26 protein-coding genes and 1 riboswitch are annotated in these 23,554 nt (G+C 69.5%); of the genes, 17 read left to right on the top strand and 9 right to left on the bottom strand.

The window, feature by feature from the left end; genetic code table 11:
• The first annotated feature begins 28 nt into the window (after positions 1–28).
• A complete protein-coding gene (locus VG296_RS01870; RefSeq protein WP_325562336.1) occupies positions 29–1,411 on the top strand; it encodes a phytoene desaturase family protein in 1,383 nt (460 codons plus the stop codon).
• Between the two features lie 34 nt (positions 1,412–1,445).
• On the opposite strand, the gene metF is transcribed toward VG296_RS01870, so the two are convergent.
• On the bottom strand, positions 1,446–2,357 hold the full coding sequence (gene metF / locus VG296_RS01865; RefSeq protein WP_325562334.1) for a methylenetetrahydrofolate reductase [NAD(P)H]: 912 nt from the start codon (positions 2,355–2,357) through the stop codon (positions 1,446–1,448).
• A gap of 151 nt (positions 2,358–2,508) precedes the next feature.
• On the opposite strand from metF, the gene VG296_RS01860 reads away from it, so the two are divergent.
• The 5 genes from VG296_RS01860 (at position 2,509) to VG296_RS01840 (ending at position 8,907) form a co-directional block, all read left to right on the top strand.
• Complete coding sequence (locus tag VG296_RS01860; RefSeq protein WP_325562332.1) at positions 2,509–3,633, top strand: polyprenyl synthetase family protein; 1,125 nt, start codon at positions 2,509–2,511, stop codon at positions 3,631–3,633.
• Positions 3,632–3,780, top strand: a riboswitch (cobalamin riboswitch). (Overlaps the previous gene by 2 nt.)
• Before the next feature lie 70 nt (positions 3,781–3,850).
• Positions 3,851–4,741 carry an ABC transporter substrate-binding protein gene (locus VG296_RS01855; RefSeq protein WP_325562330.1) on the top strand — a complete coding sequence of 297 codons (891 nt, stop codon included), beginning with the start codon at positions 3,851–3,853 and terminating at the stop codon, positions 4,739–4,741.
• Positions 4,741–5,757 carry an iron ABC transporter permease gene (locus VG296_RS01850; protein WP_325562328.1) on the top strand — a complete coding sequence of 339 codons (1,017 nt, stop codon included), beginning with the start codon at positions 4,741–4,743 and terminating at the stop codon, positions 5,755–5,757. Before VG296_RS01855 ends, VG296_RS01850 begins: the two co-directional genes overlap by 1 nt.
• Positions 5,754–6,569, top strand: coding sequence for an ABC transporter ATP-binding protein (locus VG296_RS01845; protein ID WP_325562326.1), 816 nt, complete (start codon positions 5,754–5,756; stop codon positions 6,567–6,569). Before VG296_RS01850 ends, VG296_RS01845 begins: the two co-directional genes overlap by 4 nt.
• Positions 6,570–7,098: 529 nt before the next feature.
• Positions 7,099–8,907, top strand: a complete 1,809-nt coding sequence (locus tag VG296_RS01840) for an NAD+ synthase (protein WP_325562324.1) — start codon at positions 7,099–7,101, stop codon at positions 8,905–8,907.
• 81 nt (positions 8,908–8,988) lie between these two features.
• Here the strand turns inward: VG296_RS01840 and VG296_RS01835 are convergent, their stop codons facing one another.
• Positions 8,989–9,180, bottom strand: coding sequence for a hypothetical protein (locus tag VG296_RS01835; protein ID WP_325562322.1), 192 nt, complete (start codon positions 9,178–9,180; stop codon positions 8,989–8,991).
• A gap of 201 nt (positions 9,181–9,381) precedes the next feature.
• On the opposite strand from VG296_RS01835, the gene VG296_RS01830 reads away from it, so the two are divergent.
• From VG296_RS01830 to VG296_RS01820, 3 genes are all read left to right on the top strand, one after another.
• The gene (locus VG296_RS01830; RefSeq protein WP_325562320.1) at positions 9,382–10,380 is read left to right on the top strand and encodes a helix-turn-helix transcriptional regulator; all 999 of its coding nucleotides are present in this window, start codon (positions 9,382–9,384) and stop codon (positions 10,378–10,380) included.
• Between the two features lie 13 nt (positions 10,381–10,393).
• Complete coding sequence (locus tag VG296_RS01825) at positions 10,394–10,636, top strand: DUF397 domain-containing protein (protein WP_325562318.1); 243 nt, start codon at positions 10,394–10,396, stop codon at positions 10,634–10,636.
• Positions 10,637–10,794: 158 nt separating this feature from the next.
• The gene (locus VG296_RS01820; RefSeq protein ID WP_325562316.1) at positions 10,795–11,028 is read left to right on the top strand and encodes a DUF397 domain-containing protein; all 234 of its coding nucleotides are present in this window, start codon (positions 10,795–10,797) and stop codon (positions 11,026–11,028) included.
• Positions 11,029–11,124: 96 nt separating this feature from the next.
• Here the strand turns inward: VG296_RS01820 and VG296_RS01815 are convergent, their stop codons facing one another.
• The 4 genes from VG296_RS01815 to VG296_RS01800 form a co-directional block, all read right to left on the bottom strand.
• Positions 11,125–11,772 (bottom strand): TetR-like C-terminal domain-containing protein, encoded by a 648-nt coding sequence (locus VG296_RS01815; protein WP_325562314.1) that lies wholly within the window; start codon positions 11,770–11,772, stop codon positions 11,125–11,127.
• 217 nt (positions 11,773–11,989) lie between these two features.
• Complete coding sequence (locus VG296_RS01810; RefSeq protein ID WP_325562312.1) at positions 11,990–13,606, bottom strand: MFS transporter; 1,617 nt, start codon at positions 13,604–13,606, stop codon at positions 11,990–11,992.
• A gap of 219 nt (positions 13,607–13,825) precedes the next feature.
• Complete coding sequence (thiE, locus tag VG296_RS01805) at positions 13,826–14,506, bottom strand: thiamine phosphate synthase (protein ID WP_325562310.1); 681 nt, start codon at positions 14,504–14,506, stop codon at positions 13,826–13,828.
• Between the two features lies 1 nt (position 14,507).
• On the bottom strand, positions 14,508–14,870 hold the full coding sequence (locus VG296_RS01800; protein ID WP_325562308.1) for an Rv2175c family DNA-binding protein: 363 nt from the start codon (positions 14,868–14,870) through the stop codon (positions 14,508–14,510).
• A 127-nt stretch (positions 14,871–14,997) separates the two neighbouring features.
• On the opposite strand from VG296_RS01800, the gene VG296_RS01795 reads away from it, so the two are divergent.
• From VG296_RS01795 to pknB, 5 genes are all read left to right on the top strand, one after another.
• Entirely contained in the window at positions 14,998–15,564 is a 567-nt protein-coding gene (locus tag VG296_RS01795; protein WP_325562306.1) for a hypothetical protein, read from the top strand.
• A gap of 213 nt (positions 15,565–15,777) precedes the next feature.
• Positions 15,778–16,929 carry a glycine oxidase ThiO gene (gene thiO, locus VG296_RS01790; protein WP_325562304.1) on the top strand — a complete coding sequence of 384 codons (1,152 nt, stop codon included), beginning with the start codon at positions 15,778–15,780 and terminating at the stop codon, positions 16,927–16,929.
• The gene (gene thiS, locus VG296_RS01785) at positions 16,926–17,135 is read left to right on the top strand and encodes a sulfur carrier protein ThiS (RefSeq protein WP_325562302.1); all 210 of its coding nucleotides are present in this window, start codon (positions 16,926–16,928) and stop codon (positions 17,133–17,135) included. The genes thiO and thiS overlap by 4 nt, the downstream gene beginning before the upstream one ends.
• A gap of 1 nt (position 17,136) precedes the next feature.
• Positions 17,137–17,961 carry a thiazole synthase gene (locus tag VG296_RS01780; protein WP_325562300.1) on the top strand — a complete coding sequence of 275 codons (825 nt, stop codon included), beginning with the start codon at positions 17,137–17,139 and terminating at the stop codon, positions 17,959–17,961.
• A 60-nt stretch (positions 17,962–18,021) separates the two neighbouring features.
• Positions 18,022–19,860, top strand: a complete 1,839-nt coding sequence (gene pknB, locus VG296_RS01775) for a Stk1 family PASTA domain-containing Ser/Thr kinase (protein WP_325562298.1) — start codon at positions 18,022–18,024, stop codon at positions 19,858–19,860.
• Positions 19,861–19,901: 41 nt separating this feature from the next.
• On the opposite strand, the gene VG296_RS01770 is transcribed toward pknB, so the two are convergent.
• Positions 19,902–20,096 (bottom strand): hypothetical protein, encoded by a 195-nt coding sequence (locus VG296_RS01770; protein WP_325562296.1) that lies wholly within the window; start codon positions 20,094–20,096, stop codon positions 19,902–19,904.
• 134 nt (positions 20,097–20,230) lie between these two features.
• Here VG296_RS01770 and VG296_RS01765 point away from each other — a divergent pair, with 134 nt between their 5' ends.
• Positions 20,231–20,845 (top strand): DUF4230 domain-containing protein, encoded by a 615-nt coding sequence (locus VG296_RS01765; protein ID WP_325562294.1) that lies wholly within the window; start codon positions 20,231–20,233, stop codon positions 20,843–20,845.
• 24 nt (positions 20,846–20,869) lie between these two features.
• On the opposite strand, the gene VG296_RS01760 is transcribed toward VG296_RS01765, so the two are convergent.
• Complete coding sequence (locus VG296_RS01760) at positions 20,870–21,469, bottom strand: sulfite oxidase-like oxidoreductase (protein ID WP_414641042.1); 600 nt, start codon at positions 21,467–21,469, stop codon at positions 20,870–20,872.
• A gap of 127 nt (positions 21,470–21,596) precedes the next feature.
• Between VG296_RS01760 and VG296_RS01755 the strand changes: the two genes are divergently transcribed.
• Together VG296_RS01755 and bfr are read left to right on the top strand one after the other, a co-directional pair.
• On the top strand, positions 21,597–21,857 hold the full coding sequence (locus VG296_RS01755) for a (2Fe-2S)-binding protein (protein ID WP_325562290.1): 261 nt from the start codon (positions 21,597–21,599) through the stop codon (positions 21,855–21,857).
• Between the two features lie 130 nt (positions 21,858–21,987).
• Positions 21,988–22,473: a bacterioferritin gene (gene bfr / locus VG296_RS01750; RefSeq protein WP_325562288.1), complete on the top strand. Its 486-nt coding sequence runs from the start codon at positions 21,988–21,990 to the stop codon at positions 22,471–22,473.
• Positions 22,474–22,581: 108 nt separating this feature from the next.
• On the opposite strand, the gene VG296_RS01745 is transcribed toward bfr, so the two are convergent.
• Positions 22,582–23,460, bottom strand: coding sequence for a TetR/AcrR family transcriptional regulator (locus VG296_RS01745; RefSeq protein WP_325562285.1), 879 nt, complete (start codon positions 23,458–23,460; stop codon positions 22,582–22,584).
• Between the last annotated feature and the right edge of the window lie 94 nt (positions 23,461–23,554).

Genomic DNA, 23,554 nt, shown 5'->3' with positions numbered 1-23,554 from the left:
CGGCATCGCGCCACGTACGCTGTCGGGCATGGCAAGGATCATCGTCGTCGGCTCGGGCGTGGCCGGACTCGCGGCCGCGGCGCGCATGGCGACCGGCGCCAACGACGTCACCTTGATCGAACGCAACGGCTCCCCCGGCGGCTCGCTCATCTGGGCCACGCCCGACACCCTCACCCTCCCCGCTGTCCTGCGCGATCTGTTCGTGAAGACAGGGGGCCGCAAGGCGAGCGCGGCCGGGAAGTTGGAGGAGGTCGTCGACCTTCGTCCGATCGATCCGGTGCGCACGTACCGCTTCCCGGACGGATCCAGCCTCGACCTCCCGAACGCCGCTCGTGGGGCCTCGAAGGACGCGTTCGACGCCGCGTTCGGGCACGGTGCGGGCGACGCGTGGCTGCGCGTCGTGGACCACGGGAACCGTGCCTGGAGCGCCGTCCGGCCGACGCTGGTCGAGGTTCCGGACGCCGGGCGTCGCGACCTCTGGCGCCTGTTCAGCTCCTCCGCCGCACGTCGTGCCCTCGCGCCACGCCGGACGCTGCGTCAGATCGGCGAGGCCGCGGGCGTTCGCGATCCGCGGATGATGCGCGTTCTGGACGAATACGCGCAGGCCGCGGGTGCCGCGCCCGAAACCGCGCCGTCCGTGATCGCGATCCGGCCGTACATCGAGCAGACGTTCGGCGCGTGGCGGATCGTCGGCGGTCTGCCCGAACTCGCCACGGCGCTGTACGAACGCTGCCTCAAGCGCGGCGTCAGCTTCCGATTCGACACCGAGGTCACGTCCATCGCCGCAGGTAGCGTGACGTTGGCGGACGGCGAGCGGCTGTCGGCGGACGTGATCGTCGCGGCAGTGGATGCGCATGTGTTGGCGCGGCTCACGGGAACCGTCAAGGGAAGCAAGGCGGCTCCCGCCGACTACTCGCCCTCGATCCTCAGCATCAGGCTGGAAAGCCGGAATGCGACCGAGACGACCCCGGCGACCGAGACGACCGAGCGCGCCTATGAGACGGTGCTTTTCGGCGAGGGGGACGAGCAGCCGACGATCCGGCTCCGCGTCGCTCCCGAGCGGCCGAATGAGTGGATCGCGTACGCCGATGTGGCCCTAAGTATGACAAGCCAGGACGCGGAGGAGCTGAAGAGCGCCATCGCGAAGCGGCTCGGGATCGCGGCCGAATCCCTCACCGTGCGCGAGGTCTTCACTCCGGGGGATCGGGAGCGGCTGACCAGCACTCCGGGCGGGTCACTGCACGGCCCGGCGATCAGCTCTCTGAACAGTGCGATTCTGCGCTCGCCGACCGTTCAGCCGATCAAGGGCCTGCTGCACGTCGGCCCGAGTGCGCGGCCGGGGCCCGGCATCGCGTTCGCCGCGCTGTCCGCGTGGAACGCCGCGGAGGTGCTTAAGCCGACGCGGGTGTGAACCGCGTTTGACTCACGCAGCCGGGTTCAGTGAGTCACGCAGCCGGGTTCAGGTTCCGGTAGACCTCGAGCGTCGCCGTGGACGTGTTCAGGGTGATGAAGTGCAGACCGGGCACGCCCTCGGCGAGCAGCCGCTCGCACATCCGGGTGCAGTGGTCGATGCCGATGGCGCGCACGGCCGCCTTGTCGTCGGCGACGGCGTGGATTCGCTCGCCGACGGCCGCCGGGAACTTGCCGCCGCTGAGCGTGACCATGCGCTCGATCTGCGCCGCGCGGGTGATCGGCATGATGCCCGCGATGACCGGAGTCTCGCAGCCGGCCTCCGCGAGCCGGTCGCGCAGCCGCAGGTAGTCGTCGACCTCGAAGAACATCTGGGTGATCGCGAAGTCCGCGCCCGCGCGGCACTTGGCGACGAAGTTGCGGATCTCGGCGTCCCAGTCGGCCGAGCGCGGGTGCTTCTCCGGGAAGGCGGCGACGCCCACGCAGAAGTCCCCGGATTCCTTCACCAGCCGCACGAGCTCGGCGGCGTACTTCAGGCCGTCGGAGCGCGGCACCCAGTCGCCCGAGGGGTTGCCCGGCGGGTCTCCGCGCAGTGCGAGGACGTTGCGCACGCCCGCGTCCGCGTACCGGCCGATGATCTGACGCAGCTCGGCGACGGAGTGGTTCACGGCGGTGAGGTGGCCCAACGGGGTCAGCGTCGTCTCGGTCGCCACGCGCTCGGCCTCGCTCGCCGTGCCCTCACGGTTCGAGCCGCCCGCGCCGTACGTGATCGACACGAAGTCCGGGCCCACGCCCTCGACCCGGCGCAACGCCTTCCACAGGCTGCGCTCCTGCTCCTCGTTCTTCGGTGGGAAGAACTCGAAGGACATGGTCGGCGCACCGGCGGCGAGCAGTTCGCGTACGGTGACGGCCCGGTCGGGGCGGACGCTGGGAAGTCCGAGTGCCATGTAAGGAGCGTAGTCGCGGGCCGGGTTGTGTCGAGTACATGTCCGACTGCCGAGACACGAACGTCCATCCGCCAACCTGCGCGGTTGGCTTCCCCGGTGAACTTCCACAGTCGGTCGAAACCGTCCGCACCGAATGGCTTAGGGTCGAAGCGTGACCGAAACCTCCGCATCCCCGCTCGACCGGCGTGACCTGCGCGTACGGGTGTCCCGCGCGTTGACCGAGTTCCTGGACCGGCAGGAGCTGGTGCTCCGGCAGATCTCCGCGGATCTGCTGGAACCCGCCGTCGCGCTGCGCGAGTTCCTGGACGGCGGAAAGCGGATGCGGCCCGCGTTCTGCTATTGGGGCTGGCGGGCGGCAGGCGGCGGCGCGGCGGCGGACGGGGCGCTGGATCACGCGGCGCTCGTGGCGGCCGCCTCGCTCGAACTGCTGCAGGCTTCGGCGCTGATCCACGACGACTACATGGACGGTTCGGACACGCGCCGCGGCAAGCCGGCCGTGCACAAGCGGTTCGAGGCGCTGCACACGGCGGGCGGTTGGGAGGGCACCGGCGCGCGGTTCGGCGCCGCGGCCGCGATCCTGCTCGGCGACATCACGCTGACCTGGTGCGACGAGATGTACACCCGTTCCGGCTTCGACGCGGCTCGGATCCACGCGGCACGGCCGATCTTCGATCTGATGCGCTCTGAGGTGATGGCGGGTCAGTATCTCGACGTAGTCGCGCAGAGCCGCGGGCTGAGCGTGGCCACGCCGCAGGAGATCCTGGAGCGCGCCGAGACCGTGATCCGTTACAAGTCGGCGAAGTACACGATCGAGCGCCCGCTGCAGTTCGGTGCCGCTCTGGCTACCGGCAACGGCGACGAATCCGGTCCGATCAACGCGGCCTTGTCGGCGTACGGTCTGCCGCTCGGCGAGGCCTTCCAGCTGCGCGACGACGTCCTCGGCGTGTTCGGGGACCCGGCGACGACGGGCAAGCCGGCGGGCGACGACCTGCGCGAGGGCAAGCAGACCGTTCTGGTCGCGCTGGCCGCCGCACAGGCCGACACGACGCAGTTGAAGCTGTTGCGCGAAGGCCTGGGTGACGCGGCGTTGGACGCGGCCGGGGTCGCGGCGCTGCAGGAGGTCATCGTCGAGACCGGCGCGCTGGCCGCCGTCGAGCTGCGGATCGAGCAGCGGACCGGGCTGGCGTTGGCCGCGCTGGAGCGCGCGTCGGTCGAGCCGGAGGCGCGCACGGTGCTCGCGGAGCTGGCCATCGCCGCCACAGCCCGCCAGGTCTGAGGCGCAGGGCGTAACCCGTTTGCCGTAGTAATCTCATGAACGAATCCGCAGCGAAGCCGGTGTGAGTCCGGCGCTGTCCCGCAACTGTGACGTCCGGCCCCTCGGGGCCGACGAAGCCAGGTCGCCTGCGGATTCTGACGACTCAGACGACCCGTGGGCATGGTCGGTCCGTCCTCGGCGGCCGGCTCTGCCCGCCCGCTTGCGAAGGACAAGTCCCATGCGTCTGCCCCGGTTCACCGCGGCCACGACCGCCCTGCCACTGCTGGCCCTCGGCCTGACGGCCTGCTCGAGTTCGGCGGCTCCCGCGAGCTCGGCCGCGGCGTCCACGACCGAGCCGCGCCGCATCGTCTCGCTCTCCCCCACCGCCACCGAAGACCTGTTCGCGATCGGCGCGGGCAGCCGGGTCGTGGCCGTGGACAAGGATTCCGACTATCCGGCGAGCGCGCCGAAGACGACGCTCGACCCGATCACTCCGAACGTCGAGGCGATCCTCAAGTACAACCCCGACCTCGTCGTCGCGTCGCAGGATTCGAACGGCCTGGTTGCCGCGCTCAAAAAGGTAGGTGTGGCGACGCTGATCGAGCCAGCGGCTAACACATTGAACGACGCGTACACCCAGATGGAGCAGCTCGGCAGGGCCACCGGCCATGTGAGCAGCGCCGATTCGACCGTCGCCACGATGAAGAGCGAGATCGGCACCGCCGTCGCGCAGGCCGGATCGAAGCACGCGGACTTGTCGTACTACTGGGAGCTCGACACGACCTACTACTCGGCGAGCTCCTCGACCTTCATCGGCCAGATCGTCGGGTTGTTCGGGCTGAAGAACATCGCGGACAAGGTGAGCAAGGCGGCCGACGGCGGATATCCGCAGCTGTCGAGCGAATACATCGCCCAGTCCTCGCCGAGCCTCGTCTTCCTGGCCGACACGAAGTGCTGCGGCGCGAACGCGGCGAGCGTGGCTGCGCGGCCGGGCTGGTCGGGCATCGAGGCCGTGAAGGTGGACGACGTCGTGAGTCTCGACGATGACGTCGCCTCGCGCTGGGGGCCGCGGCTCCCACAGCTCGTCGAGGCGATCGCGGCGGCGGTCGAGAAGGCGCCGGCGAAGTAATGAGCCGCACCGTCCGGGCGTTGCTGGCCGCGGTGGTCTTCGTGATCGCCGCGGCCCTGCTCGGCGCACTGGTCGGGGCCGCGGATCTGAACCCCTGGGGCATTGTGGCGACGCTGCTCGACCGGATACCCCTGGTGCACCTGGACACCGGGCTCACTCCGCTGGAGCAGAACATCCTGCTGCAGATCCGGCTGCCGCGCGTGGTGCTGGCGCTGCTGGTCGGCGGGCTGCTGGCGATCGCCGGAGCCGGATACCAGGGCGTGTTCCGCAATCCGCTCGTCGACGCCGGCATGCTGGGGTCGAGCGCGGGAGCGGGGCTGACGGCCACGATCGCGATCGTCTTCCTCGGCGGATTCGGCGGGCTTGGCGGCTCCGTGGTGCCGGTCGCGGCATTCGCCGGTTCGCTGGCCGGAGTGGCGGTGTCCTGGTTCGCCTCGGGCGGCCGCGAGACGACGACACTGCTGCTGTCGGGCGTGGCCGTCGGGATGTTCCTGACCGCCGCGCAGGCCTATCTGATGCAGCGGGAATCGCAGGACCTGCAACAGGTCTACGCGTGGATGCTCGGGTCGATGGCGGCGGCGTCGTGGACGCAGGTGACCGAGGCGCTGCCGTACGCCGCCGTCAGCATCCTGATCCTGTTGGTGCACAGCCGACGGCTCGACGTGCTGGCACTCGGCGACGACGAGGCGCGCAGTCTCGGCCTGAACGCGGGTCGCACACGGTTGATCGTGATCGCCGCCGCGTCGCTGGCCGCGGCCACGGCCGTCGCCGTGAGCGGGCTGATCGGCTTCGTCGGGATTGTGGTGCCGCACGTGGCGCGGCGGCTCGGCGGACCGTCGTACGCACTGGCGGTGCCGCTGTCGCTGCTGATCGGCGCCGGATTCCTAGGGCTGGCGGACACCGTGGCGCGCACGGCGCTCAGCCCGGCCGAGCTGCCGATCGGCGTGGTGACGGCCGTCGTCGGCGCACCGGTGTTCGTGGTGATCCTGCGGCGCAGCCAGGCGGTGCGCGAGTGAGCGCACTACGGGCAGTCGACGTGCGGGTCGTGCTGAACGGCGGCGCCGTGCCGGTGGACGGGGTGTCGTTGCGGGTCGAGACCGGCGGTTGGCTCGGCGTGATCGGACCGAACGGCGCGGGCAAGTCCACCCTGCTCAAGGCGCTGGCCGGGCTGCTTCCGTATCAGGGCACGGTGACGCTTGATCCGGCACCGGACGGGCGGAAGCGACGTGACCTGGCCCGAGCACTCGCATACGTGGCACAACAACCGACCCTGCCGCCAGACGTTTCAGTACACGAATATGTGCTGCTCGGGCGCACGCCCTACCTCGGCTATCTGGGCAATCCCGGCCGCCATGACCGGGAGATCGCGGACGAGGCGTTGACCAGACTCGAACTCGAATCCCTGGCACGCCGACGGCTCGGCACCTTGTCCGGCGGTGAACGCCAGCGGGTGGCCTTGGCTCGGGCGCTGGCCCAGCAGCCGCGGATCCTGCTGCTCGACGAGCCGACCTCCGCGCTGGATCTCGGGCATCAGCAGCAGGTACTCGAACTGGTGGACCGGCTGCGGCTGGACGATAGGCTGACCGTGATCAGCACGCTGCACGATCTGACCGCCGCCGCCCAGTACGCCGACCGGCTCGTGCTGCTGGACCGGGGGCGGGTCGCTGCGGCCGGATTACCCGCCGAAGTGCTCAGCGTGTCGCGGATCCGAGAGGTTTACCGCGCCCTAGTATCAGTGACCACTGATACGTCCGGCAGGCCGGTGCTGAACCCGGTGCGGCCCCTCGACGGCCTGCGCCCATGCCGACGCGACGTCGACTCTGTGTGACGAATCCGGGCCGCTGAATTCGTGATCAACCTGGGCAAGCGGGTCAGGGGGTGAACACGAGCCGTAAGGACAGTGATTCCGAGCGACAACTTTCCGCGAAGGGGTCGCCAACCGCCTTCGAGACATGAATAATCCTCTTCGAGACTCCAACGTCCCCCCGTACGGAGGGGTCTCAACTTAGAGACTCCTGTCGCCGGGACCCCGGTTCCGCGCGGAGGAGTCTCCCCCGAGGTACGCGGCGCCCCTCCCCCCGTGGGGCTCCTCCGTACCGTTGCGACGCCCCATCCGTCCCCCCGTGCGGATCCGGCGTCGTCGGCGCCGGAACCGCCCCCGCCGTCCGTGCGGTCTTCGGACCCGGACGGCGGAACCTTCGGCGCCTCGCGGAGAGTCCTCGACAACTCTCCGCCGCGAGGCCTGTCGTCCCCCCGTGCGGCAGGCCTCGCTCCCATTTCCCCGGCCGTCCGCGGCGTGATCCAGCTCGCAGGGCGTTCTCGTCGCAGTGACGATAAAGGGTGCTTATGATGGAGCCATGGCGCAACTGAGAATCGCACTGGCCCAGATCAACCCGACCGTGGGCGATCTGACGGGCAACGCGGCGTTGGTGCTCGAGGCGGCGCGCGAGGCGTCGGCGGCGGGCGCGCAGCTGCTCGCGGCGCCGGAGCAGGCGCTGACCGGCTACCCCATCGAGGACCTGGCGCTGCGCGGCTCGTTCGTCCGGGCCTCCCGGGCGGCCCTGGAGGAGCTGGGCCGGCGGCTGGCCGACGAGGGCCTGGGCGAGCTGGTCGTCGTGGTCGGCTACCTCGACGAGACCGATTGGGTGCCGCGCGCGGGCTTCCCGGCCGGTTCGCCGCAGAACGCGGCGGCCGTGCTGCACCGGGGCGAGGTGCTGATCCGCTCGGCCAAACACCACCTGCCCAACTACGGGGTCTTCGACGAGTACCGGTACTTCGTGCCGGGCGACGAGCTGCCAGTGGTGCGGATCGGCGGCGTGGACACGGCCGTCGCGATCTGCGAGGACCTGTGGCAGGACCGTGGCACGCCCGCGGCGGCGGCCGAGTCGGGTGCCGGCCTGATGCTGTCGATCAATGCTTCGCCGTACGAGCTGGCCAAGGACGATGAGCGCTACGAGCTTATGCGCCGCCGCGCGATCGAGACCGGCTGCGCGGTCGTGTACGTCAACCAGGTCGGTGGCCAGGACGAGTTGGTGTTCGACGGCGACTCGCTGGTGGTCGCGAAGGACGGCGCCCTGATCGCGCGGGCCGGCAAGTTCGTCGAGGAACTGTTCGTAGTCGACCTCGACCTGCCGGAGTCGGATCTGCCCGTCGAGGACACGATCGCGTCCAACGGCATGACGATCCGTCGCGTCGTGGCCAGTGCGGACCCGCTGCCCGCGCCCCCGGCGCCGCGAGTCGAGCCGGTGATCGAGGAGCAGCCGAGCGAACTCGAGGAGATCTATCGGGCGCTGGTCCTCGGCCTGCGCGACTACGTGCGCAAGAACGGCTTCAGGACGGTGCTGTTCGGCCTGTCCGGCGGGATCGACTCGGCGCTCGTCGCGGCCATCGCGGTGGACGCGGTCGGCGCGGAGAACGCGTATGCGGTGTCCATGCCGAGCGCCTACTCCTCCGAGCACTCGAAGAGCGACGCCGCGGACCTGGCACAGCGCACCGGCCTGCACTTCGAGACCGTCGCGGCGGCGCCGATGGTCGACGCGTACCTCAAGACGATCGCCGACAGCGGCACCGCGATCACCGGCGTCGCCGACGAGAATCTGCAGGCACGCGTGCGTGGCACGATCCTGATGGCGCTGTCGAACCAGCGCGGCCATCTCGTGCTGGCGACGGGAAACAAGAGCGAGCTGTCGGTCGGCTACGCGACGCTTTACGACGCCGGCTCGATCGGCGGCTTCTCCCCGATCAAGGACGTCCCCAAGACGCTGGTCTGGCAACTCGCGCGGTGGCGCAACGCCGCGGCCGAGCAGCGCGGTGAGACGCCGCCGATCCCGGTGAGCTCGATTGAGAAGGAGCCGAGCGCGGAACTGCGGCCGGACCAGAAGGACTCCGACTCGCTGCCCGACTACGCGCTGCTCGACGGGATCCTGGACCTGTACGTCAAGGGCGACAAGGGGATCGAGGAGATCGTCGCGGCTGGCTACGACCCGGCGCTCGTCGAGCGGATCATCCGCCTGACCGACCAGGCCGAGTACAAGCGCCGCCAGTACCCGCCGGGCACGAAGATCTCGCCGAAGGCCTTCGGCCGCGACCGTCGGCTGCCGATCACCAACCGGTACAAGCAGAAGGCGGACGGGGCCGCGGACAAGACACAGCGGGACGAGAAGTGAGATTTGGGGCTGGGGAGAGCTGAGGTCGGCGAGGTGTGGGGGCTCTTCGAGGGCCCGGCCGGGCCGGCCCTCGCTCAGGCGCTAGCGCGCGTCGTCTGACGGTTCGTCACGCTTGCGCCAGCGGTCCGCGACGATGGTGGACACCACGCCCCGCTCCCAGCACAGCATGCAGCCGTGCAGGATCGTGGAGTTCTGGCGTGGCACCTTCCGACTGCCGAGGCAAGCCGGGCACTCGACGATGAACCTGCCACTGGTGGGCCGGTCGTGCTTCATGTGCGGGACTCCTTCCCTCCCGTCCCTACCGCTCGGGGGACCTGACGACCTGTAGGTCGGTGCCCGCCACCCGGTTCGCTCGTGGATCCACGGCGATCCGCGGGCGATTCAGGTCCCTTGGCGGCCTTAGTTCTGATAGTTTCGCTCAGAGAGCCTGTTGGCAACTGCGTTTGGCAATTGCCAACGACAAGTTCACCTGGCATGTACCCCGTGCATGTTCGTTCGTATCGCGCACTGCCCGGATGCCGTGTAACAGTCCGCATGGATCTTCCACGGGAGGTGGGCCGCATGCCTGAGTTCGCGGGCGCGATGCTGCTCCGCTGGGAACTCGGCAATGCCCTGCGACGTATGCGCGATGAACGGGGCATGACCATCGCCGAGGTCACGAGCGCGATGAAGGATCGCTACGGCTCGAGCTTCTCGGCCACCAAGCTGAGCCGGATGGAGACGGCGCGGCGCACCGTGATCCCGCGCGACGTCCACGATCTCTGCCTGATCTACGGGGTGCCGGACGAGGAGCGCGAGAGACTCGTCGAACTGGCGGTGCAGGCCCACGAGGGCGAGACACCGGTCACCGACGAGCAGGTGCGCGGCTATCTCTGGTACGCGACACTCGAGGAGGTCGCCTCCAGCATCCGCGAGTACACGACGATGTTCGTCCCCGGCCTGCTGCAGACTCCCGGCTACGCGCGCGTCGTGGAGAATCTGCAGTTCATCGCACCCGACTACTACAGCCCGTACTCAGAGATCGAGGACGTCCCGCGCAACGCCGACGATCGGGTGAAGCTTCGCCTGAAACGCCAGGAACTCCTGGAGCGCGAGAACGGCGCGCATCTTCATGTACTGATCGACGAGAGCGTGCTCAGGCGGCAGCTTCCCGATCGGGAGATCATGCGCGAGCAACTCAGACATCTCGTCAGTATGTCACAACGGCCGAATATCACGATACAGGTGATTTCGTTCGAGGCCGGACTCTATCCGGGCTCCGAGACCTCGTACTGGTCGATCCTCGACTTCCCCGACGGCCGCAATCGGCCCCCGACCACGATCTACATGGAAACGGCCAACGGGGCGCAGATCATCGAGCGCGACGCCGACGTGTCCAGGATGTCCGCCGCGTTCGAAGCGCTCACCCGTCTGGCCCTCGACGCGACCGCGACGCGCGAAATCCTCGACGCCTCATTGGCCCGATTGGCTTGACAGATGAAATAATATGTCGCGCGTGACTTTAAAATACGACGCCGACGCACAGGCGGACCAGTCATCACTCGACTGGCGTAAATCAAGCCTTTGTCCCAATAATGCGACGTGTGTCGAGGTGGCGGCGCTGCCTGATGGTGGGCGCGCCGTGCGGGACGGCAAGAACCCGGCAGGTCCGTCCCTGGCATTCGGCGCCACCGCGTGGTCCGAGTTCCTGGCGGCGGCGCGTGCGGGGAAGTTCGACGGCGGTCGCTAAGCGCGCTGACGTGAGACGGGAGGGGTTCGGCCGACCGAACCCCTCCCGTCTCACGTTTCGGACCTAGGAACACAATCGCATTGAGTGCTCGGCGAGCGGGCATACGGAAGTCAGGGTGGCTGCCGTACTCATCCAGGCCGATTGTGAGGTGTGCCTGAATGGACACCACGCGTCACATAGATCTTCATTGGCGCAAGCCGAGCACGTGTCCGAACGGAGCGTCATGCGTCGAGATCGCCGCGCTGCCCGGCGGCGGCGCAGCGATTCGGGACGGAAAGAATCGACAGGGTTCTGTGATCAAATTCGACGCCCCCGAGTGGGCGGCCTTCCTCGCCGCGGCGAAGGCGGGCGAGTTCGATTCGCCTTCGCCGGATCGAGATCAAGCGGGCTGACCCTCCGTCACCGGCGGCGCAGGGTGCGGCGGCGACGGGTGGGGCGGCCTGGGGGGCGGGTGCGGGCGCGCAGGGGACGGATGGGACGCAGGGCGCTCATCGGCGGGCGCCTTGCAGCAGGTCGTCGACCAGGCCGATGCAGTACTCCTCCGTCACCTCGAAGGCGGGGAAGAGCTTGCAGACGAACAGCATGGTGGACGTGAGCATGATCGTCGCGCGTTCGACGTTGAGGTCGGCGCGCAGTTCGCCTCTGGCGATGGCGTTGCGCAGCACGATGCGGTATTGCTCGCGGCGCGGTTCTATGACGGTTTCCTGGTAGCGGCACATCAGCTGGGGGTTGCCCGCCAGGGTCTGCAGCAGCACCGCGAATGCCGTGCCCTCGTGCGTGTGCATGACGTTCGAGCGCATCTGCTTGAGCAGGTCGATCAGCTGCTCGCGGACCGTTTCGCCTTCGGGGGCGTGGCGGGCGGTGCTGTGGAAGGTGCGCTGCAGGGTGGCGATGACCAGGGCCTCCTTGTTGGCCCACCTGCGATAGATCGCGGCCTTGCCGACGCCCGCCTTCGCGGCGATCATCTCCATCGACAGCAGGTCGTACGTGACGCCCTGGCCCAGCAGGCCGATTACGGCGTCGAGGATGGCGTCCTCGACGTGCTCGCTGCGCGGGCGGCCGGGGCGACGTGCGGCCCGGGGCGGGGCCACAGCCACGTCGGCGACCTCGGCAGCGCCGACCGCGGGAGGGGACACTGGGGCGACTGGGGCGACCTCGGCGGGGCCCACGGCGGCAGGGGCCGCTGCGGGCGCCGCTGCGGCGGGGGCCACTGCGGGCGCCACAGCGCCAGGATCGGCAGGGTCTATGGCGGACGCAGGGCCTTTGGCGGACACAGCGTCTATGGCGGCTACAGGGGCGGCGGCGTCCGCGGGGCTCGTGCCGCCGCCCGTCTTCGTGCGAAGCGCCATCGGATCAGGCCGCCACGCTCTCGGCCTGGGCCGCCGCGTCGACGGGGCCGGCGGCCTGGGTGACCTTCTTCGGCAGCCACAGCGCGACGACGATCGCGGCGAAGACCATGATGACCGCGCCGGTCAGGGTCGTGACGTGCATGGCGTGGACAAACGACTCGTTGGCGGGCTGCAGCAGGCCGGCGGCCCGCGTGTTGCCCTGCGATACGGCGACGCCGACGGCCTGCTGGGTCGCCTCGATCGAGCCGCTGACGTAGTGCGACTGAGCGGCCGTCAGGTGCGAGTTCGGGATCGCGTTCACCAACGGCTGCATCCGGCTGCGGTACGCCGTCGTCAGGATCGTGCCGAGCACCGCGACGCCGAGGGCGCCGCCGAGCTGACGGACCGTGTTGTTGACCGACGAGCCGACTCCCGCGATCTGCCGGGGCAGCGCCGCCATGACGGTCGTCGTCGCCGGGGGCATCACGTTCGCCATCGCCGCGCCCTGGAAGAACGCGATCAGCAGGTAGATCCACATCGCCGAACTCTGCGTCACGAACTGGTAGCAGGCCATGGCGATCGCGATGGCCAGCAGTCCGCTGACGGCGACCGCGCGCGGGCCGAAGCGCTTGACCATGTTCGAGGACAGCGGCGAGAAGATCACCATTGCTGCGGCGAACGGGAGCATGAAGACGCCGGACTTCAGCGGCGTGTAACCGCGCACCGACTGCAGATAGAACGAGAAGAAGAACATCCCGCCCATCATCGCGAAGAAGGTCAGCGCGACCGAGATCACCGCGGCGGAGAACATGCGGTTGGCGAACAGCCGCACGTCCAGTGCGGGATGGCTGGTGTGCAGCTCCCAGAGTACGAAGCCGACGAGCAGCAGCAGGCCGCCGCCGATCGAGCCCCACACACTCACGGCGCCCCAGTCGCCGGTGTCGCCCGCATGAATGATGCCGTAGACGAAGATCACCAGGCCGGCCATCTCCAGCAGCACGCCGATCGGGTCGAGCCTGCCGGGATTCGGGTTCTTCGACTCGGGCAGCAGGATCAGCATCACGATGAACGCGATCACGGTGATCGGGACGTTGATCAGGAAGACCGAGCCCCACCAGAAGCTGTTGAGCAGCGCGCCGCCGACGATCGGGCCGATGGCGATCGCGAGACCGACCGAGCCCGACCAGATGCCGATCGCCTTGGGCTGCTCGTGCCGCGGGAAGACGTTGGCGATGATCGCCAGCGTGGACGGCATGATCGCGGCGCCGGAGAAGCCCATCGCGGCACGCGCGGCGATCAGCTCGGTCGGGCTCTGCGCGTACGCGGTGAGCAGCGAGGAGAGGCCGAACAGCACCATGCCCAGCATCAGGATCCGCTTGCGGCCGAGCCGGTCGGCGAGCAGGCCCCAGGTGAAAAGCAGCCCGGCGAAGATCAGGGTGTAGGAGTTGATCGCCCATTCCAGGTCCGACTGGCTGGCGCCGAGGCCCTTGGGCTTCGGCTCGGACATGGTCTTGAGGGCGACGTTCAGGACGGTGTTGTCGAGGACGACCACGAGCAGCGAGAAGACCAGTCCGGTGAGGATGATCCACCGGCGCGGATGGCCTGTGTGCTCCTGGTGTTCGACGGCGCGGGCGTCACTCACGGCGGTACCCCTCCCAAGGCCCAAGGCGTCCCGGTGATTACGATCCGGGACCGTTCCGTTTCTCCGGCGAGAGTACTCCCGGCAATTCCGATACGCAACCGTTCCGTATCGTAGGGAAGCCTGTGAAAACAGCGGCGCCGCGACCCCGGGGAGGGCAGTCGCGGCGCGCGGGGTGACGGTGCGTCAGCCTGGGTCAGTCGGCCGAATCAATCAGCCGGGTCAGTCGGCCAGCGGGACGGACCGCAGGCGGGCGGAGAGCGAGCGGGCCATGGCCCCCGCCGCGGCGGCGTCCGGGGCCGCGGTGAGCGCGCGGACGACGACGATTCGGCGGGCTCCGGCGTCGAGCACCTCGTCGAGGTTCCGCTCGTCGACGCCGCCGATCGCGAACCAGGGCGGCACGCCGTCGGCTCCGGGCGGGGCCACGCGCGCGGCGTGCCGCACCAGGCCGAGGCCCGGCGCTGGACGGCCGGGCTTCGTCGGGGTGGGCCAGCACGGGCCGACGGCGAAGTAGCCGGTCTCCGGGTCCGCAGCGGCGGCCTCGACCTCCGCCTCGGCGTGCGTGGACCGTCCGATCAGCGTCTCCTGGCCGACGATCCGGCGCGCGATCCCGACCGGCAGGTCGTCCTGGCCGAGGTGCAGGATCGGGGCGCCGGATCCGTACGCCACGTCGGCGCGGTCGTTGACGGCGAACAGCTTGCCGTGCCGCTCACAGGCGGCCGCGAACACCGCGAGCAATTCCAGCTCGCGCGCGGCCTCGAGCGCCTTGTGCCGCAACTGGACGACGTCCACGCCGCCCGCCAGCACCGCGTCGAGGAATGCCGGGAGGTCGTCGCGGTCGAGCCGTCCATCCGTGCAGAGGTAGAGGCGCGCGTCGGCGATGCGGGCGCGGGAGTCGGCCACCCTAGAACCCCAAGGCCTGCGCGCGGCGGCGTACCTCGGTGCCGCGGTTCTCCTGCAGGGCCTGGACCGGCGTGCCGGGAAGAGTGTCGTCGGCGGTGAACATCCAGCGCAGCGCCTCCTCATCCGTGTACTTGCTGTCGGCCAGAAGAGTGAGCGTGCCGGGAAGCCCCTTGAGCACCTGATCATCGGAGATGAATGCGGCCGGCACCGACAGGACGTTGCGCTCACCGCGCCTGACCGCCACCACCTGGCGGTCCTTCACGAGTTGCCGCGCCTTCGTGATGGGAAGGTGCATGCGCTCGGCCAGGTCGGGCAGGGTGAGCCAGTCGGTGATCAGCGAATCGAGTTCTGCAGGGGTAGTCACCCTCATACTCTGCCACGCCGCGGCCGGGGAGTTGCGTCCGTGCGTCGGAATCAAGACAGCTGGGGAACCGCCAATCGTGTCCGTTCGTTTACCACACTCTCAGTCTTAGGCCGTAGGGTGTGCGGCTATGACGGATAACACCACGACCACGGGCGGGTCGGACGCAGAGTCGGAGACCGAGTCGGAGACCGAGTTCGTCTCCGTGGGTTCCGCGCAGGAAGCGGAGGCCGCTGTGCCCGAGGAGCTCATCGAGATCGACGACGACGGTGCCGACGACGAGGATGACGTCCCGGGAACGGGCACGGTCAGCGGCGGTTTCGGCTTCGCCGGCCTGGCCCTGGCCATCGTCTCGCTGACCACCAACTGGACCAGCGGCATCCAGGTCTCGCACGCGCAGTACGTCCAGCAGGTGCACGAGACCAGCTCGGCCTCCGCGCAGGTCGCGCTGAACATGTACGAGAACGGCTGGCACACCCAGGCGTGGTGGGCACTGGCCTTCGCGCTCGGCGGCGTGCTGTTCGGCGCGGGCGCCCTGCTCTCGCCGAGCATCCTGCTGAGCGGCCGCACGCCGGGCTGGGCGAGGGCGGGCGCGACCGCGGCCGTCATCATCGGCCTGATCGCGGCGCTGCTGGCCGTGCTGACCCTGGTCGGCGTCATCGGCGGGCACATCGTCGCGCCGACCACCGCCGGCTGAGCCAGACCCGAGGGCACGCTCTACCCACAGCATCCAGCCCCCCTGCCGGGACCGCCGCGCGGTCCCGGCTAAGCTGTTTCCCGGATACATTTCAATAATCACCACACGGGAGCCCCCACGACGCGGGGGCTGAGAGGGAGACGGCCTCGGTCTCCGACCGTTCGAACCTGGCCGTGCGCCGCCGCTCGGGCGCGCCGGTGGAGGGAGCGGGCAGTGTCACCTGTCTTGGCACATGCGCACGGCCGCGACTGCGCCGTGCTCGGCGGCGGACTGATCGGTCTGGCGATCGCCTGGCGTGCGGCGCTCGGCGGGCTCAGCGTCCATCTCGCGGATCCGGAACCGGGCGTCGGCGCGTCCACGGCGGCGGCCGGGATGCTCGCGCCGGTCACCGAGGCGCATTACGGCGAGGAACGGCTGCTCGAGCTCAATCTGCGCTCGGCACGCCGGTATCCCGAGTTCGTGGCCGAGTTGGAGCGGGCCTCGGGCCTGCCGACCGGCTACGACACGCACGGGACGCTGGCCGTGGCCTTCGACCGCGACGATCGGGCCGTGCTCGCGGAAACCGCCGCGTACCACCGAAAACTCGATCTTGAATCGACGCCGCTGACCGGCCGCGAGGCCCGCGCGCTGGAGCCGATGCTCGCAACCGGGGTCCAGGCGGGGCTGCTCGTCGAGCGCGACTACCAGGTGGACAACCGGCTGTTGCACTCGGCTCTGCTGGCGGCGGCTATCCGCGCAGGCGTGCGGATCCACCGATCCCGCGCCGCGCTCATCGTCGAGAACGGTCGAGCGCGTGGCCTGCGCCTCGAATCCGGCGAGACGCTGACGGCCGATCAGGTCGTACTCGCCGCCGGATGCTGGTCCTCCGAGATACCAGGGCTGCCGCCCGACGTACTCCCCCGCGTGCGGCCGATCCGCGGGCAGATCCTGCGCCTCGCGATGGGCACGCCGCCGACGCTCACGCGCACGGTCCGCGCGATGGTCCGCGGCCGTTACGTCTACCTCGTCCCCCGCGCGCACGGCGAGCTCGTCATCGGTGCGACGACGGACGAACTCGGCTTCGACACGTCCGTCACCTCGGGTGGCGTCTACGAGCTCTTACGGGACGCGCACGAGGTCGTGCCGGGCATCACCGAACTCCCGCTCGTCGAATCGCGAACCGGGTTGCGTCCCGGGTCCCCGGATAACGCCCCGCTGCTCGGCGAGACCGTGCTGCCGTGCCTGATCGCCGCGACCGGGCACTACCGCAACGGCGTGCTGCTGACGCCGATCACCGCCGACGCGATCGCCGCCCTGCTGATCGACGGCGCGTTGCCCGAGTACGCCGCGCCCTTCAGCCCTGAGCGCTTCGGAGGCCTTTCATGAACCCGATCACCGTGACCGTCAACGGCGAGGCCCAGCGGATCCCCGCCGACGAACCGCTCTCCGAGTTGATCACGCGGCGGACGAACGCCCGCTCCGGGGTCGCCGTCGCGGTGAACGGCGAGGTCGTGCCGAGAACCGCCTGGCCCGCGCACGTGCTCGAAGACGGCGCCAGGATCGAGATCCTCACCGCGGTCCAGGGAGGCTGACATGACGGGACAGAAAGCCGCGCGGACAGGCGCTCAGACGGCCGCTCAGGCAGCCGCACAAGGACTGGAGATCGCCGACCGCTCCTACGATTCCCGGCTCATCATGGGCACCGGGGGCGCGCCGAGCCTGGAGATCCTGCGGGAGGCGCTGATCGCCTCCGGCACCCGGCTGACGACCGTCGCCATGCGCCGCGTCGCCGCCGGAAGCCGCGGCTCGATCCTGGATCTGCTGACCGAGCTCAAGATCGACATCCTGCCGAACACCGCGGGCTGCCTCACCGCGGGCGACGCCGTGCTCACGGCGCGGCTGGCCCGCGAGGCGCTCGGCACCTCGTGGGTCAAGCTCGAGGTCATCGCGGACGAGCTCACGCTGCTGCCCGACCCGATCGAACTGGTCGACGCGGCCCGCACACTGGTCGACGACGGCTTCACGGTGCTGCCGTACACGAACGACGACCCGGTGCTCGCGCGCAAGCTCGAGGACGTCGGCTGCGCGGCCGTGATGCCGCTCGGGGCGCCGATCGGCTCCGGCCTCGGCATCCGCAACCCGCACAACATCGAACTCATCGTGGCCGCCGCGGGGGTTCCGGTGATCCTCGACGCGGGCATCGGCTCGGCCTCCGACGCGGCGCTGGCCATGGAACTGGGCTGTGCGGGTGTACTGCTTGCCTCTGCCGTCACCCGATCGCAGCAACCCGCGTTGATGGCGGCGGCGATGCGCGACGCGGTGGCCGCCGGGCACGCCTGCCGAGCGGCCGGCCGCATCCCCGTTCGCCGTTTCGCGCTCGCTTCGAGTCCTTCCCGTGACGAATCGCCTGCGTTTTAACCGTTTTGGGACGTGACTCGTACGGTCTAGTAACCCCTGGTGCGCCTACACTCGATGACCGTGAGCACCGCGACCGTCAACCTGCCGCCCGAGGACCTCAGGCCCGGGCAGATCGTCGACGGCCGGTACCGGGTCGAGGCGCGCCTGGCGCAGGGCGGCATGGCCACGGTCTACCGGGCGTTCGACGACCGGCTCGACCGCCTTGTCGCGCTGAAGGTGATAGAGGCCGGGCTGGCCCGCCGCCCCGAGTACGTCGCCCGGTTCATCCGCGAGGCGAAGTCCTGCGCGAAGCTGAACCACCCGAACATCGTCGCGGTCTACGACCAGTCCGCGATAAGGCAGGCGCCGGCCGGCTACGGCGCCGCGAACCAGGGCACGCTGGCGTATCTGGCCATGGAGTACGTGCCCGGCAGCACGCTGCGGCAGGTGCTCGGGCGGCGCGGCCGGCTGACGCCGCGTCAGGCACTGCAGGTGCTCGACGCGATGCTCGCCGGACTCGGCGCCGCGCATCGGGCCGGGATTGTGCACCGCGACGTCAAACCGGAGAACGTGCTGATCAACGACGCGGTGCTGGCGCAGTCGCACTCGTACGCGGCGGCGCTGAAGGTGACCGACTTCGGCCTGGCCCGCTCGGTGGCCGGAAGCGCGGACGGCACGCTCGGCGGCAGCCTGCCGGGCGGCGGGCTGATAGGGACCGCGTCGTACCTGGCGCCGGAACTGGTCCGCTTCGGCACCTGCGACCAGCGTTCCGACGTGTACTCCGCCGGGATCGTGCTCTTCGAACTGCTGACGGGGCGCAAGCCGTTCATCGCGGCCACGCCGGTCCAGGTGGCGCAGATGCACGCGACGGACCGGGTGCCCGCGCCGTCCTCGCTGCTGCCCGGGCTCGATCCGGCGATCGACGCGCTGGTGTCCCGCGCGACGGCCCGGGAACCCGACCAGCGACCCGCGGACGCGAACGGCCTGCGCACGGAACTGCGCGCGGCCTATGCGAACCTGCCTGACGCCGCGTTGGATTTCGGCGGCCCGACGGCGACGGAGACCACCCAGCAGCTGCACAATGACGCGGTCGGATCGACGCGGGCGGACGTGGCGCCGACCCGCGTGGACCTGGCCGATCAGCCTCCCGCGGGCACGAAGGCCCGTCCGCAGACCCCGCTCCCCCCGATCCTGCCCCGCCGCGATCCCGACGAGCCGTACCGGATCGCGGACGAGAACGGCAAGCGGCGCAGCCTCCGCGGCCTGGTCGTCTTCCTGGTGATAGTGGTACTGGCGGCGGTCATCGGCTTCGGCGCCTGGTTCTGGGGCAGCACGCACTACCAGTCGATGCCCGACCTGACCGGCCTCGCGAAGACCCAGGCCGAGCAGGCGCTGAACAGCGACGGCCTGAAGTACACCGTGAAGCAGGCCCCGAGCACGACGGTGGGCTCGGGCGAGGTGATCTCCACGGATCCCGGCTCGGGCAGTCCGGTCTCGGACGGCAGCACCGTGACGCTGACCGTCTCGAGCGGCCCGGCGCAGGTGAACGTGCCGAACGTGACCGGGTTGACGCAGTCGGACGCCACCAGCCAGCTCAAGTCCGCCGGCTTCGCCGTCGCGGTGGCCACCCCGACCCAGTTCTCGAGCAGCGTGGCCGCCGGGGACGTGGTCGCCTACACCCCCAGCGGCACGCAGACTCAGGGCACGACGATAACGCTGACGATCTCCGGGGGCTCCGGTCAGACCACCGTGCCGGACGTGACCGGGAAGAACATCACCGACGCCACCAACGAGCTGCAGCAGGACGGCTTCAAGGTGGTCACCCACCACGTCACGCTGGTGTTCAACACGGTCGTCAACCAGAGCCCGAGCGGGGGCGACAGCACCACGCCGGGCGGCACCGTCACGCTCTACTACTGAGGTCCTCGTACTACTGAGGCACTCCGCTACCGGGTCCTGCGCTACCGAGCCCTGCCGCTGAGCACGGAAATGCCACTGGTGACCCACGATCCGGGGTTCTTGACCGGCGTGCCCTTGCGATAGCCGCCGAAGATCAGTCCGAGCACGATGATGATCAAGATCAGCCAGAAGAGGGCCCAGAGCGCGTTGAAGCCGCGACGGCGCGGCCGCTCGTCCCGCTCACGCCGTGTTCGCAATCGGGGGATTCTCAAGCCTGGCAAGGGTATTCGCTCCTTCTGGCAGTGGATACTCATAGCACTGATGGACAGGTTAGAGTCAAGGGGCGGTGGTCGTGGTGGCGGTTGTATCTCGGTGGCGTAAGCGAATAGTCGTGGGTGCCGTGTCGCTGGTCGTGGTGGCGGGCCTGGCCCTGCTGGGATCCGCCATCCACCTTCTACCCCAACTGCGCAATCCATTCTCCGAGCAGACGACGGAGCGTTCCGGGCCCGTGCTGCTCCAGTCGATCGTCGAGCTGTCCAAGTACGAGGCCGCCGAGGGCAACTTCCAGGTCGTCGTCGACATCTCCTCGGGCGGCTCGCTGCTGCCGAGCTTCCTCGAGGGCAGCGACACGCTGTTCATCGGCATCGGCACCGACAACGCGTACGTGGACTTCTCCGCCCTCAAGGGCAGCGCGGTGCAGGTCTCCGCGGACCGGCTGTCGGCGACGATCACGCTGCCGCCGGCCAAGCTCGACCCGGCGCAGCTCAACGTGCAGCAGTCCTACGTCTTCGCGCAGCAGCAGGGGCTCTTCACCCGGGTGAACAGCTTCCTGAGCGGCAACCCGAACTCGCAGCAGGCGGTCTACGAGCTCGCGCAGAAGCAGATCGAGGGCGCGGCGGCGAAGAGCGCGCTGATCACGGACGCGGAACGCAACACGCGGACGATGCTGACCAGTCTGCTGCAGTCGCTGGGATTCAAGAACATCACGGTCAAGTACACGTCGTGAACCGCACCGTGATCTGACGTCCGGTCAGTCCTCCTGGTAGGAGTAGCGCTGCTCGTGCCAGGGGTCGCCGGTGTTGTGGTAGCCGCGCTCCTCCCAGAAGCCGCGCCGGTCCGCGGTCAGGTACTCGATCGCGCGCACCCACTTCGGGCCCTTCCAGGCGTAGAGGTGCGGGACGACCAGGCGCAGCGGGAAGCCGTGGTCCGGCGTGAGCTCCACGCCGCCGCGGTGGGTCGCCAGGATCGTCGCGTCGGCGGCGAGGTCCTCGATGCGCAGGTTGGCCGAGTAGCCGTACTCGGCCCAGATCATCGCGTGCGTGGCCTCGGGCGCGGGCGGAGCGAGTTCGAGGATCGTGCGCGCGAGCACGCCGCTCCAGCTGTTGCCGACGAGGCTGAACTTGGTGACACAGTGCATGTCGCCGCTGACCTCGGCCGTGGGCAGCGCGTGGAACTCGCCGTAGTCCCAGCTTTGCTTCGTCCCGTCGACCGTGGCGCCGTAGACCTGCAGATCCCAGCGCTCCGGCTTGAACCGGGGCACCGGACCGTAGTGCAGGACCGGCCACTGGGTCTGCGCACGCTGTCCGGGCGGCAGCTGCTCCGCTTCCCCCGGCGACTCGTGAGAACCCACCATGGCTTCTATCGTCCCAGACCCGGGGGTGTGCTTCCGACCACAATCGGCCGTCCCGTGCTTGCGCGTCCCGGATCGTCCGGGTTAGCTTAGGTTTACCTAACCGTAGCCCCGAGGAGTCCCGTCCATGTACGCCTGTGTCTGCTTCAGCATCACCGAAGAGGAGATACACGACGAGATCTCGGCGGGCGCGCGCACGCAGGAGGAGCTCGGCGAGCGCTGCGGTGCCGGGACCAGCTGCGGGACCTGCGTGGAGCGCCTCGGCTGCCTGATCGAGGAGGCCCGCCGGCGCCCCTGCGTGGAACACGCCCTCAAGGCCTGCCCGTCCGTGTGCGACGCCGCAGCCCGGGTCGGCGAAGTGCTCGCCGGGGACGCGCTCGCCGCCTGAGCGTTCGGCGCTTTCGGCACGACGCGGCGATTGACGCGGTGATTCGAGCCGGCGTGGCCCGGATTCGCCCCGTGCGCGTGAAAGACTACCTGCCGTCATCACCCCACCACGGCACGGAAGTGATCAGTCGATGCAGGGCCACAAAGATGTCATCGCGATCCTCAACGAGCAGCTGACGGCCGAGCTCACGGCCATCAACCAGTACTGGTTGCACTACAAGCTGCAGGAGAACAACGGCTGGGTGAAGCTCGCCAAGCACACCCGGCGCGAGTCGATCGAGGAGATGCAGCACGCCGACCGGCTCGCCGAGCGCATCATCTTCCTCGAGGGGCTGCCGAACTTCCAGAAGCTGCAGCCGCTGCGCATCGGGCAGACCGTCACCGAGATGTTCGAGTGCGACATGAAGGTGGAAGTCGAGGCGGTGGAGCGGCTGCGCCGCGGGATCAAGCTGATGCGCGACAAGGACGACGTGACCTCCGCGAACATCTTCGAGGACATCCTCGAGGACGAGGAGGAGCACATCGACTACCTCGAGACGCAGCTGGACCTGGTCAAGAAGCTCGGCGAGCCGCTCTACCTGGCGCAGCTGGTGCAGCAGCCCGAGCACGAAGACTGAGCCGACCGAACCGCCGCCGTCCCGCCGCACGCGTGAGCCGCGGCGGCCGGCGGTTCGGCTCAGCCACCGGGTTCGGTTCCGCCGCCGGACTCAGTCCAGCCACCGGACTCAGTTCCGCCACTGCTCGTGCGCGCTGCTCGGCAGGAAGGTGGTCAGCCCGCGCACCAGGATGTCGAGGCCGAGCTCGAAGCGGTCGTACAACGGCGAGTCGGGGTCGCCGGAATCGCCGACCATCACCCGGGCCAGCGCCGTCACGTTCGGGAACTCCTCCTTGGGCAGCGACTCCAGATAGTCGCCGACCTCGCTCATCGCCTCTGAGGTCTGCGTCGGCGTGGAGTCGGGATACCGCTCCTGCCAGGTGAAGCCCTCGATCGCCGAGGCCACCAGGTACTGGCCGATCAGGTCGCCCGCGTACGCCGCGACGTAGTCCGGCATGCCGTGCGCGCGCAGCAGTTTGAGCATCGCCTCGACGTTGCGCAGCCCGTTGGGGCCGAAGGGGATGCGGCCCAGCATCGCCTTCGCGATATCGCGGTGCGAGAGCAGCACCTGGTAGCTCGACCGCAGCATGGATTTGAGCTGCTCCTGCCAGCCGAGCACGTCCGGCGCGATCTCCCGCACCTCGACCGCGCTCTCCGCCATGATCTCGTCGACGATCAGGTCCATCAGCTGGTCCTTGTTCGCCACGTACGCGTAGAGCGACGCGGCCCCGGTGCCGAACTCCTGGGCGACGCGGCGCATCGAGACGGCGTCGAAGCCCTCCTCGTCGATCACCCGGATGGCGGCCGCCACGATGGCCTCCCGGCTCAGCACGGGCTTGTCCGCGCGGATGCGGCGCGGCCCCGGCTCGCGGGACCAGGGCGGCGGCGGAATGGGCGGGATCACCCCGGCGCGGCCCGCCGAGACCCGGGACGCGGCCGCGCGCAGGTCCCCGGCCCGCGCCGCCGCGTTCGAACGATCTCCGGCCGACCCCTCGTGCCCGTACGCCATTCCGTCTCCTTCTGGCTGGCCTGCGGCCCCTACCGTACCGCCGCACGAACAGCGTACGCAATACGAACAACGTTCTTGACGCGAACGCCGTTCG

It is taken from the genome of Actinospica sp. (assembly GCF_035552695.1).
GTDB lineage: Bacteria > Actinomycetota > Actinomycetes > Streptomycetales > Catenulisporaceae > Actinospica.
The sequence above is the reverse complement of the archived record's forward strand: the minus strand, read 5'-3'. Positions and strand labels throughout refer to the sequence as shown.

Bases quoted from the DNA above. Each gene is read 5' to 3' on its own strand.
- VG296_RS01870 (WP_325562336.1), top strand. From the start codon at position 29: ATGGCAAGGATCATCGTCGTCGGCTCGGGCGTGGCCGGACTCGCGGCC.
- metF (WP_325562334.1), bottom strand. From the start codon at position 2,357: ATGGCACTCGGACTTCCCAGCGTCCGCCCCGACCGGGCCGTCACCGTA.
- VG296_RS01855 (WP_325562330.1), top strand. From the start codon at position 3,851: ATGCGTCTGCCCCGGTTCACCGCGGCCACGACCGCCCTGCCACTGCTG.
- VG296_RS01850 (WP_325562328.1), top strand. From the start codon at position 4,741: ATGAGCCGCACCGTCCGGGCGTTGCTGGCCGCGGTGGTCTTCGTGATC.
- VG296_RS01840 (WP_325562324.1), top strand. From the start codon at position 7,099: ATGGCGCAACTGAGAATCGCACTGGCCCAGATCAACCCGACCGTGGGC.
- VG296_RS01835 (WP_325562322.1), bottom strand. From the start codon at position 9,180: ATGAAGCACGACCGGCCCACCAGTGGCAGGTTCATCGTCGAGTGCCCG.
- VG296_RS01830 (WP_325562320.1), top strand. From the start codon at position 9,382: ATGTACCCCGTGCATGTTCGTTCGTATCGCGCACTGCCCGGATGCCGT.
- VG296_RS01825 (WP_325562318.1), top strand. From the start codon at position 10,394: ATGTCGCGCGTGACTTTAAAATACGACGCCGACGCACAGGCGGACCAG.
- VG296_RS01820 (WP_325562316.1), top strand. From the start codon at position 10,795: ATGGACACCACGCGTCACATAGATCTTCATTGGCGCAAGCCGAGCACG.
- VG296_RS01795 (WP_325562306.1), top strand. From the start codon at position 14,998: ATGACGGATAACACCACGACCACGGGCGGGTCGGACGCAGAGTCGGAG.
- thiS (WP_325562302.1), top strand. From the start codon at position 16,926: ATGAACCCGATCACCGTGACCGTCAACGGCGAGGCCCAGCGGATCCCC.
- VG296_RS01780 (WP_325562300.1), top strand. From the start codon at position 17,137: ATGACGGGACAGAAAGCCGCGCGGACAGGCGCTCAGACGGCCGCTCAG.
- VG296_RS01755 (WP_325562290.1), top strand. From the start codon at position 21,597: ATGTACGCCTGTGTCTGCTTCAGCATCACCGAAGAGGAGATACACGAC.
- bfr (WP_325562288.1), top strand. From the start codon at position 21,988: ATGCAGGGCCACAAAGATGTCATCGCGATCCTCAACGAGCAGCTGACG.
- VG296_RS01745 (WP_325562285.1), bottom strand. From the start codon at position 23,460: ATGGCGTACGGGCACGAGGGGTCGGCCGGAGATCGTTCGAACGCGGCG.